Raw genomic sequence first — 18,610 nt, 5'->3', positions numbered from 1 at the left:
GGCGGGGCTGCGGAGATTGGGGCGGCGCGATACCTACTCCAATTGTGAGCACATCTCTCGCGGCTGGCGCCGCTCTTACCTCGCCCCGCTTGCGGGGAGAGGTCGGATTGCATCGAAAGATGCAATCCGGGTGAGGGGGGCTCTCCGCACGGTCGGTGCCTGTGGCTGCCCCTCACCCCAGCCCTCTCCCCGTGAAGAACGGGGAGAGGGAGCGCACCGTCGGCGCTGCATGTATCTCGGTCCCCTGCCCTCATGCGAATAGTCCATGCATGTACCAGGCGGGCTGCACCGGCGGGCCGTTCTCCGGCTGCTCGAACTCACGGTCATACAAACCGTCGCGGTAGAGCCAGAAGCGGAGGCCGTGCTCGTCCTCGACACGGAAATAGTCGCGGGTGAGGCCCTGCCCGTCCGGCCGCCACCATTCCATCGCGATGCGCTCCGGGCCTTCGGCGCGCACGACAGCATGGGCGGCGCGGCGCCAGACGAAGCGCGCGGGCGGGCCGTCGGGGACGCCGGCGATGACCTGGATGGCCTCGGGGCGCGCGAACAGCCGCAACGGGCGCAACGGCGGCTCGCCGTCGATGCGCTCGGGCCAGGCGGCGGTGCTGGTGGCTGCGAGATTGTGCTGGGCGGGCAGCGGCAGTGCCGCGCGTTCGGGGACGTGCGTGTCGACCGGCAGATGCACGAGGACGCGCTTGCCGCCGATGCGCGCGGCGATGCGGTCGATCAGGGCCGACAGTTCGTCATTGTCGTGGACGTGGGCGTCGAGATCGCGCTGCTGCTGCACCACGATCTCGCTGCGACCGGCGGCGAGCCGGATCATGTCGAAGCCGAAGCCGGGATCGAGCGGATCGCTCAAGGCGTCCAGCCGCTCGCGGAACAGCCGGTCGATCATTGCGGCGTCCGTCACCGGCTGGCCGGTGTCGACGGCGATGATGCGCACCAGTCCGTCGGTGCGGAAGAAGCAGGCCTCCAGCCGCCGCGCGCCCTTGCCCTGCTGCGCCATCGCCGCCACCAGCATCGCCGCAAGGCTCGACAGGCTCGCCGCGATCACGGTGTCGGTCGCGACCGGCTCGGCAAAACGCTTCTCGACGATGTAGTCCGGCGGAGTTTTTCGCGGGCTGATCGGCGCGTCCGCCTCGCCCAGCGCCTGCGCCAGCACGCGGGTGAAGGCGGCCCCGAACCGCGCGGTGATCTCGTTGCGACCGCGCGAGGCGACGTCGCCGATGGTCTTGAGGCCGGCGCGGCGCAGGCCGAGCGTGATCGCCTCGTTGCCGCCGAGCGCGGCCACCGGCAGCGGCGCAACAGCGGCTGCCTCCTCGCCATCCGACACGATGCGGCCATGCACCTGCCGGTTCAAGGTGCGCGCGCAGACCGCGTTGGAGGCGATCGCCGCCGACACGGTGAGGCCATGCGCAGTCAGCGCATCGCAGACCGACTGCATCAGCTTCGCTTCGCCGCCGAACAGATGCACGCAGCCGGCGATGTCGAGCGACAGGCCATGCGGCGGATCGAGCGCCACCAAGGGCGTGAAGCGGTCGCACCAGTCGGCGATGCTCTCCAGCATGTGAGCGTCGGCGGCCAGATCGGCCTCGTGCGCGACGAGGTCGGGACAGACCGCGCGGGCATTTGCCAGGGGCTGGCCGAGCGACACGCCATGACGTGCCGCGGCCTCGTCGAGCGAATGGATCAAGAGCGCATTGGCGTCCTTGATGACGACGACCTGCGGCTTCGTCTCAGGCGGAGCGCCGGTCAAAGCCTGCTGTCTTTTGATGCGCTCGATGGACAGGCGCGGCAGCCACAGGCTGAGGATCCGCCGCCGGTTCGCTGAAACGGCACGCATCGGGACTCCACTCCATGATCCATCGTCCGGTCTGGCCGTGACGGTTGCGAATGAGTTCGGCATCGAGGCGCGGCGCCCCCCACGCCATCCATGGCGCAGCGGGCGGCGACGGCGCGGTCCGCACCATCCAGCGCGTCTCCGCGGTCGACGGCTCTGGATCGGCGGCGACGCGCAACAGCAGCGCGGTCACGCCGGAGTCTTGCGCCGCCAAGGTCAGCTTGCGGCTGGCGACGAGATCGAGCTTTTGCGTCTCGCCCCACACCTCCAGCATTACGCCGCCCAGCGCATCGCAGGCGAGGGCGTCGGCGGTGGTGCGCAGGGCATGATCGAGATCGGGCGCGCGGACGACCACGAGACGGCGCGGATCGAGGCCGAGTTCGGCGAGCCCGCTCATCGACAGCGCGCCGGCCTCGCGCTCGGCAAAGTCCTGCCGGATCCAGATCAGCGGCTTCCGCGCGGCGACACGCGCGGCGAGCCCGCACACGAAGCCAGTCGCGGCCGCCGCCTGGCGGCCGGCCTCGGCGAACACCTCGTGCAGCGCGCCGGTGGCGAGCCCGCCCTGCAGCACCGCGTCAGCCTCGTCATGGCCGAGCGAGACCCGGCGCAGATCATGCGCGCCCTCGGCCGCCTCGAGGCGGTGAATGCTGCCGCGCAGACGCGCGAGCGTATCCATGCGTGCGCCGGTCATCCGTCGCCGCTCCTTTCAATCCATCGTCCGGGTGCTGCCGTTCTCTTTGTGAACGCAGGCAATGAACCCGCGACGATCTCCTTTGTTCATGATACGTTCTAATATAAAGCTAACGCGTCCGAGAGAGTCAATCGGGATTGACCCGGTGCGGATTCAACGAGTGGAATCAAAGGGATTCAAAAGCATGGAGCTGCTGCGCAAACTGGAGATCCTGGCCGATGCCGCCAAGTACGACGCGTCCTGCGCCTCCAGCGGTACGGAGATGCGGGATTCCCGTGACGGCAAGGGGCTCGGCTCGACGGCGCCCGGCATGGGCATCTGCCATTCCTATGCGCCGGACGGACGCTGCATCTCGCTGCTCAAGATTTTGCTGACCAACGCCTGCAACTTCGACTGCCTGTATTGCGTCAACCGCGCCTCCTCCAACGTGCCGCGCGCGCGCTTCACGGTCGACGAAGTGGTGCAGCTGACGATCGACTTCTATCGCCGCAACTACATCGAGGGGCTGTTCCTGTCGTCGGGCATCATCCGCAGCCCGGACTACACGATGGAGCAGGTCGTCTCCGTCGCACGCAAGCTGCGCGAGGAGCATCGCTTCCGCGGCTACATTCATCTGAAGACAATTCCGGAGGCCGACGAGGCGCTGATCGCGGAGGCCGGCAAATATGCCGACCGGCTCAGCATCAATATCGAAACGCCGCTGGAGGACAGCCTCACAAAGCTCGCGCCGGAAAAGGACCAGCGCGCGATCCGCCGCACCATGGGCCGCCTCCGGCTCAAGCTCGACGAGACGGCGGAGGCGAAGAAGACGGTGCGCCGCGCCCGGCCGCCGCGCTTCGCGCCGGCCGGCCAGAGCACGCAGATGATCGTCGGTGCCGACACGGCGAACGACCGCACCATCCTGTCGACCTCGGCCAATCTCTACGGCGCCTACAAGCTCAAGCGCGTCTATTACTCGGCCTTCAGCCCGATCCCCGACGCGAGCCGCGCGCTGCCGCTGCAGGCCCCGCCGCTTGTGCGCGAGCACCGGCTGTACCAGGCCGACTGGCTGATGCGGTTCTACGGCTTCGATGCCGAGGAGATCGTCGAGGAGAACGAAGGCATGTTGCCGCTCGACATTGATCCCAAGCTCGCCTGGGCGCTGCGCCACCGCGACCGCTTCCCGCTCGACATCAACAAAGCCAGCCGCGAGGAGCTGCTGCGCGTGCCCGGCTTCGGCACCCGCACCGTGCAGCGCATCCTGGCCACGCGCCGCACCACGACGATCCGCTTTGCGGATCTGGCCCAGCTCAACGTGATCCGGAACAAGGCGCTGCCGTTCATCGTTTTGTCAGATCACCGGCCGTCGCCGTCTTTGCTGGACGGCGCCAGCCTCAGGGCCCGGCTGCAGCCCAAGCCGCAGCAGCTGGGGTTTGGATTCTAGCCAAGTCGTCATTGCGAGGGGCGAAGCCCCGAAGCAATCCAGGGGCGACACGACGACTCTGGATTGCTTCGTCGCTGCGCTCCTCGCAATGACGTGAGGAGACAAATGCACGTCGTAACCCTCGATAGCGACACCGATTTCGACGGCTGGCGCAAGGCGGCGCGGGCGCTGGCGATGAACGACGTCAGGGCCGCTGATGTGTCCTGGCGCGTGAAGGGCGCGGCGGCCGACCTGTTCGACGATCAGTCGGAGATACGGCTGCCCGAGGTCCCCAGGGGCGCGTTCTCCGTGCCCGCGAGCTTCATGGAACTGGCCGAGAGCGCGATCCTGCACAGCGATCCCAACCGCTTCGCCCTGCTCTACCGGCTGCTGTGGCGCCTGCGCACCAACCACGACCTCATGGACATCGCGACCGATCCCGATGTCGCCCAGGCCAACGCGCTCGCCCGCGCCGTGCGCCGCGACGTCCACAAGATGCACGCCTTCGTCCGCTTCCGCGAGGTCGGCCGCGAGCGCGAGGCGCGCTACGTCGCCTGGTTCGAGCCCGAGCATCACATCGTCGAACGCGCCGCGCCGTTCTTCGCCCGCCGCTTCGCCGACATGCCCTGGTCGATCCTGACGCCGGAGATCTGCGCCCATTGGGACGGCAGCCGGGTCTCCTTCACCTCCGGTGTGAGCAAGGCTGAAGCGCCGACAGAAGACCGGCTCGAAGAGGTGTGGCTTCGCTATTACGCCAGCATTTTCAATCCGGCACGGCTGAAAGTGAAGGCGATGGAAAAGGAGATGCCGAAGAAATATTGGCAGAACCTCCCCGAGGCCAGGCTGATCCGGCCGCTGATCGCGGAAGCCAGCCGGCGCACATCGGTGATGATCGCCGATGAAGGCACCGAGCCGCACAAGCCGCAGAAACGCGTCGAGGAGACCGCGATGACCCGCAAGCCGAAAGCGCACGCGCCTGCTGCTGAGACCTCACGTGATGTCGAGGCTGTCGATCTTCAGACCTTGCGTGAAGAGGCTGCGGCCTGCCGCGCCTGCCCGCTGTGGAAGGACGCGACCCAGACCGTGTTCGGCGAGGGCCCTGAACATGCGCCCTTGATGCTGGTCGGCGAGCAGCCCGGCGACAAGGAGGACCTTGCCGGCCATCCCTTCGTCGGCCCGGCCGGCCAGATGCTCGACCGCGCGCTGGCAGAGGCCGGCATAGACCGCTCCAAGGTCTACGTCACCAATGCGGTGAAGCACTTCAAGTTCGTGCCGCGCGGCAAGATCCGGCTGCACCAGAAGCCGGCGACCCCGGAGATCAAGGCCTGCCGTCCCTGGTACGAGCGCGAGCTCGCCGCAGTCCAGCCGGCTCTGGTCGTGGCAATGGGCGCGAGCGCAGCCCAGGCGGTGTTCGGCAAGATCACCCAGGTCACCAAGAACCGCGGCCACATCGTCGACCTGCCCGAAGGGGCCCAGGCAATGATCACGGTGCATCCGTCCTATCTGCTGCGGCTGCCCGATGCGGAGGCCAAGGCGCGGGAGTACGAGCTCTTCGTCAAGGACCTGAAGATCGCCGCGGCCGCCCTCAAGCGCGCCCAGGCGGCCTGACGCTGCCCGAACCGCAAATGGCCGGGCCTTCGCCGCCCGAAAGGGCTTCGGCCCCGCAGGCGGGACAGAGCCCGGCCATCGCTTGAAGACAGCGGAGCGATCGACCTCACGCCGCCAGCGTGTTCTCCACCACCTTGATGAAGAACGAGGTGCCGTAGACGATCGCCTCGTCGTTGAAATTGTACGCGGGGTGATGCAGGCCGGCCGAGTCGCCATTGCCGACGAAGATGAAGGCGCCGGGGCGGGCCTCGAGCATGTAGGCGAAGTCCTCGCCGCCCATCATCGGCGGCATCTCATGGACGTTGGCGTCGCCCGCGACCTCCTTGGCGGCGCGGATGGCGATCTCGGTCTGCTCGGCGTGATTGACCACCACGGGATAACCGCGGGTGTAGGCCAGGTCGATCTTGGCGCCGGTCATCTGCGCCACGCCGGTCACGACCTCACGCACCCGCTTCTCCATCAGCTCGCGCACCTTCGGCGTCAAGGTGCGGACGGTTCCGCGCAGCACCGCGCTCTGCGGAATCACATTACGGGCATTGCCGGCGTGGAACTCGCAGATCGACAACACCGCCGCCTCCAGCGGATCGACATTACGGGCCACGACCTGCTGCAGCGCGGTCACCAGCTGGGCGCCAACCATCAGCGAGTCGATGCAATTGTGCGGCTTGGCGGCATGGCCGCCATGGCCCTCGATCGTGATGTCGACCGAATCGGTCGAGGCCATCAGCGGCCCCTGGCGGATCGCGAAGGCGCCGACCGGCAGGCCCGGTCCGTTGTGCATGCCGTAGACCTGGTCGATCTTGAAGCGGTCGATCAGACCGTCCTTGATCATCGCGTCGGCGCCGCCACCGCCTTCTTCGGCCGGCTGAAAGATCACGGCGACTTCGCCGGCGAAGTTGCGGGTCTCGGCGAGATAGCGGGCAGCGCCCAGCAGCATCGCGGTGTGGCCGTCATGGCCGCAGGCATGCATGATGCCCGGAGTCTTGGAGGCATAAGGCAGCCCGGTGATCTCCTCGATCGGCAGCGCGTCCATGTCGGCCCGCAGGCCGAGCACCTTGACGTCGCCCTGGCCGGGCTTACGCCCCTTGATCACGCCGACTACGCCGGTCTTGCCGAGGCCGGTCACCACCTCGTCGCAGCCGAACTCGCGCAGGCGATCGGCAACGAAGGCCGCGGTCCGATGCACCTCGTAGAGCAGCTCCGGATGCGAATGGATGTCCCGGCGCCAGGCCTGGATGTCGGGCTGCAGATCGGCGACGCGGTTGACGATGGGCATGGGGAATCTCGTAACTCCAGAAGGGATTTGCGCCGTTTTAGCATGCAAAAGTCGCACCGCCCAAGATGAGGGCTGCGCCTGTTTCATGGCTCGGTCAACCAGCCATGAACGAGGCGCTTGTCCGGCCCCGCTCCGCCTGACTAAAAGCCTCGCAACGATTGGGAAGGGAATGCCGATGCCGCGTCAGCTCGAGGGAGAATACGACTACATCGTGGTGGGCGCCGGCACTGCCGGCTGCATCCTGGCGAACCGGCTGTCGGCCGATCCGAAGACCCGGGTGCTGATCCTCGAGGCCGGCGGCTACGACAATTGGATCTGGTTCCATATTCCGGTCGGCTACCTCTTCGCGATCGGCAATCCGCGCTCCGACTGGATGTTTCGCACCGAATCCGAGCCCGGCCTCAACGGCCGCTCCCTGGCCTATCCGCGCGGCAAGGTGATCGGCGGCTGCTCGGCGATCAATGCGATGATCTCGATGCGCGGCCAGGCCGCCGACTACGACCATTGGCGCCAGCTGGGCCTGCCCGGCTGGTCCTACTCTGACGTGCTGGCGGTGTTCCGGCGGCTGGAGGACCACTTTCTGGGCGAGAGCGAGCACCACGGCGTGGGCGGCGGCTGGCGGATCGAGGCGCCGCGGTTGTCCTGGGCGGTGCTGGATGCCGTCGGCGATGCCGCCGAACAGATGGGCATCCGCCGCATCCCGGATTTCAATACCGGCGACAATGAAGGCATCAGCTATTTCCACGTCAACCAGCGGCGCGGCCGGCGCTGGTCCTCGGCACGGGGTTTTCTCAAGCCGGCACTGAAGCGGCAGAACCTACGCCTCGAAACCAACGTCCTGGTCGATCGCCTGATCGTCGAGAACGGCCGCGTGACCGGCGTCCGCTTCCAGCAGGACGGGCAGGCCATCGAGGCGCGAGCCAAGGGCGAGGTGATCCTGAGCGCCGGCTCGATCGGCTCGGTTCAGGTGCTGCAGCGCTCGGGTATCGGGCCGGCCGAGTGGCTCGGCGAGCTCGGCATCGATGTCGTATTGGACAAGCCCGGCGTCGGGCGCAATCTGCAGGACCATCTGCAGCAGCGCGCGATCTACAAGGTTTCAGGCGTGAAGACGCTGAATGAGACCTACTACTCGCTGGTCAAGCGCGGCCTGATGGGGCTCGACTACGCCTTCCGCCGCCGCGGGCCGCTGACCATGGCGCCATCCCAGCTCGGCATCTTCACGCGCTCCGATCCCCGGCGTGACCGCGCCAACATCCAGTTCCACGTGCAGCCGCTGTCGCTCGACAAGTTCGGCGATCCGCTGCACCGTTTCCCGGCAATCACGGTGAGCGCCTGCAACCTGCGCCCGACCTCGCGCGGCACGGTGCGCATCCGCTCCGCAAAGATCGATGAGGCGCCGTCGATCGCGCCGAACTATCTCGCGACCGAGGACGACCGCGAGGTCGCCGCCGACGCCATCCGCATCACCCGGCGGCTGATGAAGCAGAGCGCGCTGGCGGCCTACCGGCCGGAAGAATATTTGCCGGGCCCGTCCGTCGGCGATGACGATGCGGCGCTGGCGAAGGCCGCCGGCGACATCGGCACCACGATCTTCCATCCCGTCGGCACGGCGAAGATGGGCACTGCTGACGATCCGATGGCGGTGGTCGACGAACGGCTGCGCTTCCGCGGCCTTGACGGCCTGCGCATCGCCGACGCCTCGATCATGCCGACGATCACGTCGGGAAATACCAACACGCCGACGGCGATGATCGCGGAGAAGGCGGCGGGGATGATCCTGGAGGACGGACGCTGACGACCTCTATGCCGCTCGCCTGTAGCGAGCGGCATGACGCGAGATCGCACTCCTGACGCTGCACGCTATGGGCTGTACGCTTGACGCCGCGCGAACGGGCAGAGGTTTACCGCCTCAAGCTGACACTTCTCTGACAGCGCGCGACCATCGGACGCGATGCGGGACAGCGGGAATAACCCTCAGCCTGTCATTCACCTGTCGTGACTCTGTGCAGCGCAACCGCAGGGTGGACAAAGCGAAACCGAAAGGCGGCGCGCGCCTACCGTCGTGCGGGCAGGCATGATGGCCTCGGCGGCGAGACGCCGGACGCATTCAAGAGTCTCGCCCGTGGCCCCTGGATCGCGTCGCTACGCTCGCGATGACGGAGTTCGTGGCGCCGCTCGGTGTCCCCACCATCGTCATTGCGAGCGAAGCGACGCAATCCAGGGGCTCCGACCCAGCTCTGTGCTTTCAGATGATCCGCTTAACCAGCGGCACGCGTCGCAACAGCGCGGCCGCCCCCCAGCTCACCGCAAGCGTCCCTACCAGCACGATGGCGAATTTCACCGGGGCCGGCCACGCCGGATCGAACACCAGATATTGCAGCCACAGCAGCGGCAGGAAGTGCAGCAAATAGATTCCGTAGGCGGACGGCTGCATGCGGTCCATCAGCGCCAGCGGCGCCCTGGCCCAGCGCAGGAAGAACGTCGGCACGCCGAACGCCATCGACGCGCAGAAGCTGGCCACGGCGCTGCCGTAGGCCGCGCGCCACCACAGTGGCGGCGAATCGAAATCGGCGATCCAGTTGTGGTGGGCGTAGGCGAGAAACAGGATCATGGCATAGCAGCCATAGGAGAGCGCGAACCAGATCGACCAGCGCTGCACCAACGGGCCATCGGCCGCGAACGGTCCGGTGCGCAAGTTCGCCGCGCCGATCGCCACGCCGGCGACGAAGAACGTCGGATAGAGCAGCGCGCGGCTCGCCTGCAGCGGCAGCGGAAAATGTCCGGGCATGAACCACAGCCCGTCGCCGAAGCCGAGATGCGGCGGCAGATAGGCGGCGTTGGCAATCGCGAGGAAGGTCAAGAAGCCGGCCATCGGTGCTCGCTGTAGAATGCCGGCGAGGCGTCCGAGCACGCCGATCGCCTGTGGCAAGGCTGCCCAGGCGAGCGCGGTCAGGAGATCGAAGATCAGCAGCACGCCGAGAAACCACGCCGAGCCCGATGGCCACGGCCCTGCGCTGATCATCCGCCACCACACCGTGGTGAAGTGATCCTCCGCGACGTAGTAGCGGTAATAGGCGATCGGCATGATCACGAAGATCGACACGATGTAGGGCACGCCGAGCCGCAGCGCACGGCGGACGAGGTAGTCGGACGATCCCCGCCTCCCCAGGCTCGCCGGAACGAAAAGCCCGGAGATGAAGAACATGCAGGACATGAAGTAGCTGTCGTTGAACAGCGCCACCAGATCGAAGCCGAGCCAGTGCATGCGGTCGCCGCCCTGGCCGAAATAGGTGTAGTTGATCGCGGCGTGATAGAGCACGACCGAGAGTGTGATGAAGGTCCTGGCGCGGTCGAGCGCGACGATGCGGCCGCCGGCCGCCTCGGTCCGCGACAGGGTCGGAGTCACGCGCTCATTCATCGAGGTCGGGTCCGGTGGCCAGCTGTGCGAACTACCTTCTTATACCTCGCAAGGCCGCGCGATGAATGACATCCTGCTTGAACAATCCCGTCAGCCCCCCTTCCCGTGCGATCACGAAAGCGTCAACGCCGGTCGGGACGCGCAAGGCCGGGAATAAAACGGCCCCGCCGCCGCTCTCCTCCCTGCAAGCCGTTTGGCGAGACAAGGGAGATGACGATGAGCATTGATGATCATGACGACAGTGGCCTGAGCCGCCGCAAGGTCCTGGAATGCATGACATGGGCCGGCACCGGCGTGCTCTGGACCTTGTCGGGCGGCGTGCCGCGCTCGCTCGGCCTGGTCGACGCCGCGCGCGCGGCCGAGCAGCAGGCCACCGGCCTCACCTTCCTGCAGATCAGCGACAGCCATGTCGGCTTCGACAAGCCGGCCAATCCCAATGCGATCGGCACGCTGGAGGAAGCCGTCAACCGGATCAAGGCGATGCCGAAGAAGCCCGCCTTCATGATCCACACCGGCGACATCTCGCATCTGTCGAAGGCGGCGGAGTTCGATGATGCCGACCGCATCATTTCGCAGACCCGGCTCGACGTGCACTACGTGCCGGGCGAGCACGATTTCCTCGACGAGGACGTCAAGCTCTACAAGGAGCGCTACGGCAAGGGCACGCGCGGCGCCGGCTGGTACTCGTTCGACGCAGGCGGTGTGCATTTCATCGGGCTGGTCAACGTCGTCGATCTCAAGGCCGGCGGTCTCGGCAATCTCGGCGCCGAGCAGCTCGCCTGGCTGGAGCAGGATCTCAAGGGCCGCTCGACATCACAGCCGGTCGTCGTGTTCGCGCACATCCCGTTGTGGACGGTCTATCCGCAATGGGGCTGGGGCACCGAGGATGGCGGCCGCGCGCTGGACTTCCTGAAGGGTTTTGGCTCGGTGACGGTGCTGAACGGCCACATCCACCAGGTGATGCAGAAGGTCGAGGGCAACGTCACCTTCCACACCGCGCGCTCGACCGCCTTCCCGCAGCCCGCGCCGGGCACGGCGCCCTCGCCCGGTCCGATGAAGGTCGAGGACACGAGGCTGCGCAGCCTGCTCGGCATCGCCAGCATCGACTTCAAGCTCGGCGACGAGCGGCTCGCCATCATCGACACGCCGCTGGCCGGCTGAGGACCGCGACATGATTCCTCGCATATCGCTCGGGCGAAGCCTGCGCCTCGCCCTCACGGCGGCTCTGCTCGGCGCCGCGCCGGTGCACGCCGAGACCATCAAGGTCACGATCGACAACTTCACCTTCACGCCGGCGGAGGTGACGGTGAAGGTCGGCGATACCGTGACCTGGACCAACCATGACGACATCCCGCACACCGTGGTCTCGGCCGGCAAATACAGGTCGAAGACGCTGGATACCGACGACAGCTTTTCGTTCACCTTCGCGGCGGCCGGCGACTACAAATATTTCTGTTCGCTGCATCCGCACATGACGGGGATGGTGAAGGTTGAGTAGCGTCGCGAACCAGGGCATGAGAACGGCGTCATGGCCGGGCCGGCAGCAAGCTGCCGCCCCGGCGGTGACGCCGCGAACCGAACCGGAAAGGACGCCGGTGGCCACATCGCCTGACGATCCCGAACGGGCGCGGCGCTTCCGCGAGGCGGCGCTGCCCTATCTCGACGACGTCTATACGCTGGCGCGCTATCTCCTGCGCAATCCGGCGGACGCCGAGGATGCGGTGCAGGAATGCTACTTGCGCGCGCTCAAGCATTTCGACAGCTATCGCGGCCCGGCCATGAAGCCGTGGCTGTTCGCGATCCTGCGCAATGTCTGCCACGCCGAGTTTGCCCGCCGCGCCGGCGCGCCAGCCAAGACGCTCGACGATGCGCCCGAGAGCGGCGAGCAGGCACCGCTCTGGCAGGAAAGCGCCGAGACACCGGAGAGCGCCGTGCTGCGCGAGCATGATGCCTCCGCCATCCAGCAGATGATCGCGACCCTGGCCGAGCCGTTTCGCGAAACCTTCGTGCTGCGCGAGATCAACAATCTGTCCTATCGCGAGATCGCGGAGGCCGCGGGCGTGCCGGTCGGCACTGTGATGTCTCGCCTGGCCCGCGCCCGCGCGATGCTGCGCGCCGCCTGGCTCGCGCAGGAGGAGCCACAATGATGACCTGCGACGAAGCGGAGATCCTGATCCACGCGCTGGCTGACGGCGAGCTCGATGCCGGCCATGCCCGTGAGGTCGAGGCCCATGTGGCGACCTGCGCCCGCTGTGCCGGCGAGCTCGCTGCGATCCGGCAGATGAAGCAGGCGCTGTCCGGCGCCGACCTGACCTACAAAGCGCCCACCGCGTTGCGCGAGCGCATCGAGGCCGCACTCCCGGATGTGCAGTCGACCAAGGTGACGCCGCTCGTCCCGCCGAGCCGCCGTTCGCTGCTGAGAGGCTTCGCCGCGGGCTCCGCGTTGTCGGCGCTCGCCGCCACCGGCCTCGTCGCGATCGTGCTGCGCAAGGACGACAAGCAGCGCATCGAGGCCGAGATCGTCTCGGCGCATCTGCGCTCGCTGCAGGCCGGCCATCTGACCGACGTGATCTCGACCGACCAGCACACGGTGAAGCCCTGGTTCAACGGCAAGCTCGACGTCGCGCCGCCGGTGATCGATCTGACAGCGGAAGGCTTCACCTTGATCGGCGGCCGGCTCGACTACGTCGATGCGCGCGCGATCGGCGCGGTGGTCTATCGGCGGCGCCAGCATATCATCAATCTGTTCGTGGCACAGACATCGTCGGCCGAACGCCGTGCGGCAAAGCTGGACACCATCCAGGGCTTCAACATCCGCTCCTGGCGCGACCGCGGCCTGAGCTACTGGGCGGTGAGCGACATCAACGCGGATGAGCTCAACGAGTTCGGCGAGCGGTTCGAGCGCGCGATGGGTACGAGCAGCTGAAGCAGCTGCTTCGTCATTGCGAGCGAAGCGAAGCACTCCAGAGCCGTTGCGTAGCCCTGGATTGCTTCGCTTCGCCGCTTCGCTTGCAATGACGGCGATTGATAAGAGCCGCATCCCGGCTGTCATGCCCGCGCAGGCGGGCATCCAGTACGCCGCGGCCCATCGGGTTGACCACAACCGTCTCAGCATACTGGATCGCCCGGTCGAGCCAGGCGATGACAGTGAGTATGCCGAGAGAGGTGCCTCCCTATCCTTCCGAGGCGAGGAACCTTAGGCCGACTTCCTGATCGCGTTGTCGACCAGGGTCTTGCCGAGCGACCAGATCGCGCCGGGGACCTTGTGGCTCTGGGCGATGACGTCGTCGAAGGCCCGCTCGATCCAGTTGCAGTCGTCTTCGGTGATCGTCAGCGGTGGGAGCAGCTTGATGGTGTGCAGGCCGTGGCCGGCGACCTGGGTCAGGATCTTGTGATCCTTGAACAGCGGCACCGTGATCAGCTGGCAGAACAGGCCCTTATTGGCGCTCTCCAGCATGGTCCAGGACGCCTTGAGACGGAGCGATTTCGGCGGACCGAACTCGACGCCGATCATCAGGCCCTTGCCGCGCACCTCCTTGAGCAGCTCGTAGCCGGGCACCATGCGCGTCAGTGCCAGGCGCAGCTCGGCGCCGCGCTTGGCGGCGGCCTCGATCAGCTTCTCGGCCTTGAGCACCTCGAGCGTGGCGATGCCCGCCGCCATCGCGAGGTCGTTCTTGGCGAAAGTCGAGCCGTGCACGACAGCACGATCCATGCGGTTGAAGATCTTGTCGAAGATGGCCTTGCGCGTCAGCAGCGCGCCGACCGGCACGTGACCGCCGGACAGCGCCTTCGACAGTAGCACCATGTCGGGCTCGACGTTCCAGTGTTCCACGGCGAGGAACCGCCCGGTGCGCCCCATGCCGGTCTGGATCTCGTCGGCGATGAACAGCGAGCCGTATTTCTTGCAGAGCGCGGCGGCGCCCGGCAGGAATTCGTCGGTGGGCATGTTCACGCCCTTGCCCTGAATCGGCTCGACGATGAAGGCCGCAATTTCGCGTGATGCCAGCGCCTGCTCGAGCGCCGCGAGATCGTTGAACGGAACGGCCGTGCAACCCGGCAGCAGCGGCTCGAAGCCGGTGCGGAAATTGGAGTCCTCGGTCAGCGACAGCGCACCGTAGGTGAGGCCGTGGTAGGAATGCCCGCAATAGACGATGCCCGGACGCCCCGTCGCACCCCGCGCGAATTTGATCGCCGCCTCGACCGTCTCGGCGCCGGAATTGGCGAAGAACACCTTGTCGAGATAAGGGACATATTCCAGCAGGCGCTCGGCAAGAACTCCCGCCAGGGTCGAGACGTCGAGCTGCACAAGATTTGGCAGGTCGCTGTCGAGAACGCTCTTCAGCGCGTCACGAAGGGTCGGATGGTTGCGTCCGATAGCAAAGACGCCGAAGCCACTCAGCAGATCGAGGTAACGGGCGCCGTCACGATCGTAGAGATATTGCCCTTGGCCCTTTTGGAACCCGACATCATATCCAATCGTCTTGAGAACGCGGACCAACTGCTCGTTCAGATGCCGAGAATGCATGGTGCTGCGCTGCGCCTGGCGCTCCACAAACATCTCGGAAACGTCTAGATTGGACTTTAGCATCGGCTACATACTTCGGTTGATGGACGTGACGTCAACTGAAAACGCGCAATGCGGCGTTTTGCCCTCATTCGCACCATCAAAGCAAGCACGGGTTTCTGCCAATGTTGCATCGCCTTAGATCTCTCATGTCGACAACGATAGCATACTCTGCAGTGGTGTTCGCCGCAGGAATTTCTTCTGCGCTCGCGGCTGACCCCACAGGGGATTGGCGGGTTGCCGATGGTGTCGCCAACATCCGAGTCGCACAATGTAATGGCAGCATGTGGGGCGTGGTGGCTTGGGAAAAGACGCCGGGCGGCCGGGACAGTAATAATCCCGATCCAGCCAGGCAGAGCCGGCCGACCCTCGGCATGCCGATCCTCATCGACATGAAGAAGAAGGCCGGCGCGGACGCCTGGGAAGGTCAGGTCTATAACGCCAAGGACGGTCAGCTCTACAGCTCAACGATCACCCCGACCGATCCGGATCACCTGGAAATCAAAGGTTGCGTGCTCGGCTTTTTGTGCGGGGGCGAGACCTGGACCCGGGTCGGACCACCGATCCCGTCGAGCCCCGTGAACAGCATGGCCAAAGGTACACAGAAACCAATCGCGCCAGCCCCTGCCCCCAAGACGACGACGGGTGCGGCTCACAGCGGCGCCGTGGCCACGGCCAAGCCGGCCGCGAAGCCCGCCGATCAGATCGGCGACATCTGCCTGCTGCCCGAGGTCGCGCGCGCGCAGTGACGCGGCGCTCAGGACCGAATAAAAAAGCGGCCGAGAACATCGGCCGCTTTTTCTTTTTTCCTTTGCCACATTCGTCTTGCGAATGGTTCGCTGCTATTCGTGAACCTCGCGCGGCTTGCCCATCAAGGCCGGCTGGAACAGCAGCACGGCGGCGAGCGTCGTGACCAGCGACAGCGCCAGCAGCTTGCCCATGCTGGACGTGCCGGGATGGCTCGACAGCCATAGGCTGCCGAACGCGGTCGCCGTGGTCAGGGCGCTGAAGAAGATCGCCCGTGTCAGGCTGGTCTGCAGCAGGTTGGTGCGGCCGCCGCGCCATGCCACGACGTAGTAGATCTTGAATGCGACACCGATGCCGAGCAACAGCGGCAGGGCGACGATATTGGCGAAGTTCAGCGGCAGCTTGATCAGCACGCAGATTTCGAGCGTCACAGCGCCGGCGACCAGCAGCGGAACGAGCGTCATCAATACGTCGGAAAAACGCTTCAGCGTAACCCACAGCAGCAGGCTGATCACCACCAGCGAATAGATGCCGGCGTGGATGAACGCCTTCACGATCGTGTCACCGGATTTGAGGATCGAGACCGGGCCGCCGATCGCGTTCGGCTCCGCGGTCAGCACGGCATTGGCGAACCGCCGGAGATTGTCGTTGTCGTTCGGATCGCCCTTCGGCTGCGCCTCGACGCGAATCAGGCCGTCCTTGCTCTTCCACTGCGACACCAGATCGGGCGGCAGGTTGGCGAGCGTCACCGGCTGGGCCTGCAGCGCGGCGCCGAGCTGCGTCAGCGTGATCTTCCACGGCTCGACGAACACATCCTGCGCCTTGTTGCGCACAGCCTCGGTGGCGCCCGCGAGCTTGGCGAGCGCGTCGGCCAGACGCCGCGACGCCACCGCGCCGGGGCCCTTGCCATCGCCGGCGGTGCGCCGGAGGTTGTCGACGGTCGAGTTCAGCGCATCGACATTCTCCTTGTCGGTCGGCGCTGTGTCGATCTGGTCGGGATTGATCGCTGGCCCCAGCACCTTCGCGCCCTGCGCGATCAGCTTCAGCTTGGTCGGCTGATCCTCGGGCACGAAGCTGTCGAGCGACATCACGCGCGCAACCTCCGGCACCTTCTCGAGCTTGGCCTCGATCACCTTGGCGTCGCTCTCCGAACGGGTCAGCACGTCGATGGCGTTGGCGCCGGTGTTCGGATCCTTTCGCAGGTCGAGATAGGTCGCGATCGACTCCGCGTGCGGATTGCGCAGGTTCATCGGGTTGAAGTCGAACTTCATGTAATAGAGCAGCGGCAGGCCGGCGATGACCAGGCCGAGCGTGCCGACGATGATCGGCACCCGGTGCTTCTCGAGGAATTCATCGACCGGCGCCAGGAAGGCGTAGCCGACCGGCTCCTTCTCGCCGGGCGGGTTGAGGATCTTGAGCAGCGCCGGCAGCACCGTGATCGACGACAGGAAGGCGATGATCATGCCGGCGCCGGCAATGGCGCCGAGCTCGGAGATGCCCTTGTAGTCGGTCGGCAGGAAGCACAGAAAACCGGCAGCGGTTGCCATCGCCGCGAGCGACAGCGGCACGGCGGAGCGGCTCGCGGCCTCCGCGAGCGCCTGCTCGAGATTGTCGTTCTTGAAGCGCTCGGAGCGGTAGCGGACGCTGAACTGGATGCCGAAATCGACGCCGAGGCCGATGAACAGCACCGCGAAAGCGACCGACAGCAAATTCAGCGAGCCGACCATCATCAGGCCGACCGCCGTGGTGATGGCAAGGCCGATGAACAGGTTGACGAACACGGCCGAGATGATTTTGGCCGAATGCAGCGCCAGCCAGAGAATGATCAGCACGACGACCACGGTGCCGATGCCGTTGACCACGGCGCCTTCCTGCACGGTGGCATATTCCTCGTTGGCGATCGGCACCGGGCCGGTCAGCCGGACACGGGCGTGGAAGCGGTTCGGGAAATCGAGCTCGGCCGCGGCCTGGCGGATCGCGTCGGTGGCCGCCTTGCCCGGCTCCAGCGCCTGATAGTCGAGGATCGGCTTGAACTGGATGAAGGCGCGCTTGTCGCTGTCGCTGAGCGGCTTGTCGGAGATCAGCTGGCGCCAGGAGAAAGTCGCGTCGCCCTTGGCCAGCACGGTCTCGACGGTCTGCGAGATGTAGTCGAACGGCCGCGCCGTGTTGTCGAGCTGCACTTGGCCACGCTTGACGCCGGCAAGGCCGGTCTCCAGCGCGCCGGTCAGACCGCGGATCGAGGGATCACCGGCCATGATCTCGACCAGCGGCGCCGCCGCGGCGAACTGCTCGGTCAGTTGCTTGACCTCATTGGTCGGCAGGAACAGCAGTCCATTCTTGGCAAAGAACTCGCCGCCGCCGAGCAGCTCAACCGAGGAGAAGTTGGTGGTATCGCCCTTCAGCTTCTTGGCCAGCGCGTCCGCCGCGACGCCCGTCAGTTCCGGCGTTTGCGCCTCGACGACGCCGAGGATCATGCGGTCGCGATCGAACGCCTGCTCATATTGCTGGTCGCGCTTGCGCCAGTCCAGATCCGGCGAAATCAGCTTGTTGATGTCGGTGTTGATCGAGAAGTGGCGTGCCGTGTAGAGGCCCGCGCCCACGGATAAGAGCAGGCCTGCAATCAATGTCGGCCACGCAAACCGGGTGCAGGCCTTAACAATCGAGACGACAAAGGTGGTCAGCACGTCGTGACTTTCTCAAGGTTTAGAGAGCTGGGCGGAAACGTCCGCTCCGTGGCGGAGTTCCCAAGCCAGCGCCAGGCTTGGAACAAGCCCTGGCCCGGTCTTTGGCAAGGTCTTGGCCCAGCCCTTGGCGGACGAGGATGGTCCATGGACGGCGGATCAGAACGAACGATGCACGGAACCGTCGGAGCGGCTGATATAGAAGCTGTTCTCGGCGGTAAAGTGACGAACGAGTGAGAGTTTAAGCCATTCATTTATATTGATAAATTAACAATTACCAAAATACCTGCCGCATCCCGGGTGCTGTGTGCCGCGGGTCACATGCGAGCCACTTGCAATCCGGCTTTCTTCTACGCTCGATTTTTGACACAAAGCCTGCGCTT

Annotated in this window: 14 protein-coding genes; 8 read left to right on the top strand and 6 right to left on the bottom strand. The window is 66.0% G+C overall.

The features are described 5' to 3' along the window. Nucleotides 1-250 precede the first annotated feature (250 nt). Both BRADO_RS12420 and BRADO_RS12415 read right to left on the bottom strand, forming a co-directional pair. Nucleotides 251-1,843, bottom strand: coding sequence for a DNA polymerase Y family protein (locus tag BRADO_RS12420; protein WP_011925672.1), 1,593 nt, complete (start codon nt 1,841-1,843; stop codon nt 251-253). Then, nucleotides 1,737-2,531 (bottom strand): ImuA family protein, encoded by a 795-nt coding sequence (locus BRADO_RS12415; protein ID WP_011925671.1) that lies wholly within the window; start codon nt 2,529-2,531, stop codon nt 1,737-1,739. Before BRADO_RS12415 ends, BRADO_RS12420 begins: the two co-directional genes overlap by 107 nt. A 184-nt stretch (nt 2,532-2,715) precedes the next feature. Here BRADO_RS12415 and BRADO_RS12410 point away from each other — a divergent pair, with 184 nt between their 5' ends. Both BRADO_RS12410 and BRADO_RS12405 read left to right on the top strand, forming a co-directional pair. Beyond that, nucleotides 2,716-3,954, top strand: a complete 1,239-nt coding sequence (locus tag BRADO_RS12410; protein ID WP_011925670.1) for a putative DNA modification/repair radical SAM protein — start codon at nt 2,716-2,718, stop codon at nt 3,952-3,954. A 105-nt stretch (nt 3,955-4,059) separates the two neighbouring features. Continuing rightward, nucleotides 4,060-5,541 carry a UdgX family uracil-DNA binding protein gene (locus BRADO_RS12405; protein WP_011925669.1) on the top strand — a complete coding sequence of 494 codons (1,482 nt, stop codon included), beginning with the start codon at nt 4,060-4,062 and terminating at the stop codon, nt 5,539-5,541. Between the two features lie 106 nt (nt 5,542-5,647). On the opposite strand, the gene BRADO_RS12400 is transcribed toward BRADO_RS12405, so the two are convergent. Then, the gene (locus BRADO_RS12400) at nt 5,648-6,817 is read right to left on the bottom strand and encodes a M20 aminoacylase family protein (RefSeq protein WP_011925668.1); all 1,170 of its coding nucleotides are present in this window, start codon (nt 6,815-6,817) and stop codon (nt 5,648-5,650) included. A 175-nt stretch (nt 6,818-6,992) separates the two neighbouring features. Between BRADO_RS12400 and BRADO_RS12395 the strand changes: the two genes are divergently transcribed. Continuing rightward, a complete protein-coding gene (locus tag BRADO_RS12395) occupies nt 6,993-8,612 on the top strand; it encodes a GMC family oxidoreductase (protein WP_011925667.1) in 1,620 nt (539 codons plus the stop codon). Between the two features lie 450 nt (nt 8,613-9,062). Here the strand turns inward: BRADO_RS12395 and BRADO_RS12390 are convergent, their stop codons facing one another. Continuing rightward, nucleotides 9,063-10,235 carry an acyltransferase gene (locus tag BRADO_RS12390; protein WP_011925666.1) on the bottom strand — a complete coding sequence of 391 codons (1,173 nt, stop codon included), beginning with the start codon at nt 10,233-10,235 and terminating at the stop codon, nt 9,063-9,065. A 216-nt stretch (nt 10,236-10,451) separates the two neighbouring features. Here BRADO_RS12390 and BRADO_RS12385 point away from each other — a divergent pair, with 216 nt between their 5' ends. From BRADO_RS12385 to BRADO_RS12370, 4 genes are all read left to right on the top strand, one after another. Then, nucleotides 10,452-11,396 carry a metallophosphoesterase gene (locus BRADO_RS12385; RefSeq protein ID WP_011925665.1) on the top strand — a complete coding sequence of 315 codons (945 nt, stop codon included), beginning with the start codon at nt 10,452-10,454 and terminating at the stop codon, nt 11,394-11,396. A gap of 10 nt (nt 11,397-11,406) precedes the next feature. Beyond that, nucleotides 11,407-11,733: a cupredoxin family copper-binding protein gene (locus BRADO_RS12380; protein ID WP_011925664.1), complete on the top strand. Its 327-nt coding sequence runs from the start codon at nt 11,407-11,409 to the stop codon at nt 11,731-11,733. Between the two features lie 97 nt (nt 11,734-11,830). Continuing rightward, the gene (locus tag BRADO_RS12375) at nt 11,831-12,382 is read left to right on the top strand and encodes a sigma-70 family RNA polymerase sigma factor (protein ID WP_011925663.1); all 552 of its coding nucleotides are present in this window, start codon (nt 11,831-11,833) and stop codon (nt 12,380-12,382) included. Continuing rightward, the gene (locus BRADO_RS12370) at nt 12,382-13,161 is read left to right on the top strand and encodes an anti-sigma factor (RefSeq protein WP_041757481.1); all 780 of its coding nucleotides are present in this window, start codon (nt 12,382-12,384) and stop codon (nt 13,159-13,161) included. Before BRADO_RS12375 ends, BRADO_RS12370 begins: the two co-directional genes overlap by 1 nt. Before the next feature lie 270 nt (nt 13,162-13,431). Here the strand turns inward: BRADO_RS12370 and hpnO are convergent, their stop codons facing one another. Next, nucleotides 13,432-14,823 (bottom strand): aminobacteriohopanetriol synthase HpnO, encoded by a 1,392-nt coding sequence (gene hpnO, locus BRADO_RS12360; RefSeq protein WP_011925661.1) that lies wholly within the window; start codon nt 14,821-14,823, stop codon nt 13,432-13,434. A gap of 101 nt (nt 14,824-14,924) precedes the next feature. Here hpnO and BRADO_RS12355 point away from each other — a divergent pair, with 101 nt between their 5' ends. Next, on the top strand, nt 14,925-15,548 hold the full coding sequence (locus BRADO_RS12355; RefSeq protein ID WP_011925660.1) for a DUF2147 domain-containing protein: 624 nt from the start codon (nt 14,925-14,927) through the stop codon (nt 15,546-15,548). A gap of 93 nt (nt 15,549-15,641) precedes the next feature. On the opposite strand, the gene BRADO_RS12350 is transcribed toward BRADO_RS12355, so the two are convergent. Then, nucleotides 15,642-18,230: an MMPL family transporter gene (locus tag BRADO_RS12350; RefSeq protein ID WP_011925659.1), complete on the bottom strand. Its 2,589-nt coding sequence runs from the start codon at nt 18,228-18,230 to the stop codon at nt 15,642-15,644. Between the last annotated feature and the right edge of the window lie 380 nt (nt 18,231-18,610).

This window comes from Bradyrhizobium sp. ORS 278 (assembly GCF_000026145.1).
In the GTDB taxonomy this organism is placed as follows: domain Bacteria; phylum Pseudomonadota; class Alphaproteobacteria; order Rhizobiales; family Xanthobacteraceae; genus Bradyrhizobium.
The sequence above is the reverse complement of the archived record's forward strand: the minus strand, read 5'-3'. Positions and strand labels throughout refer to the sequence as shown.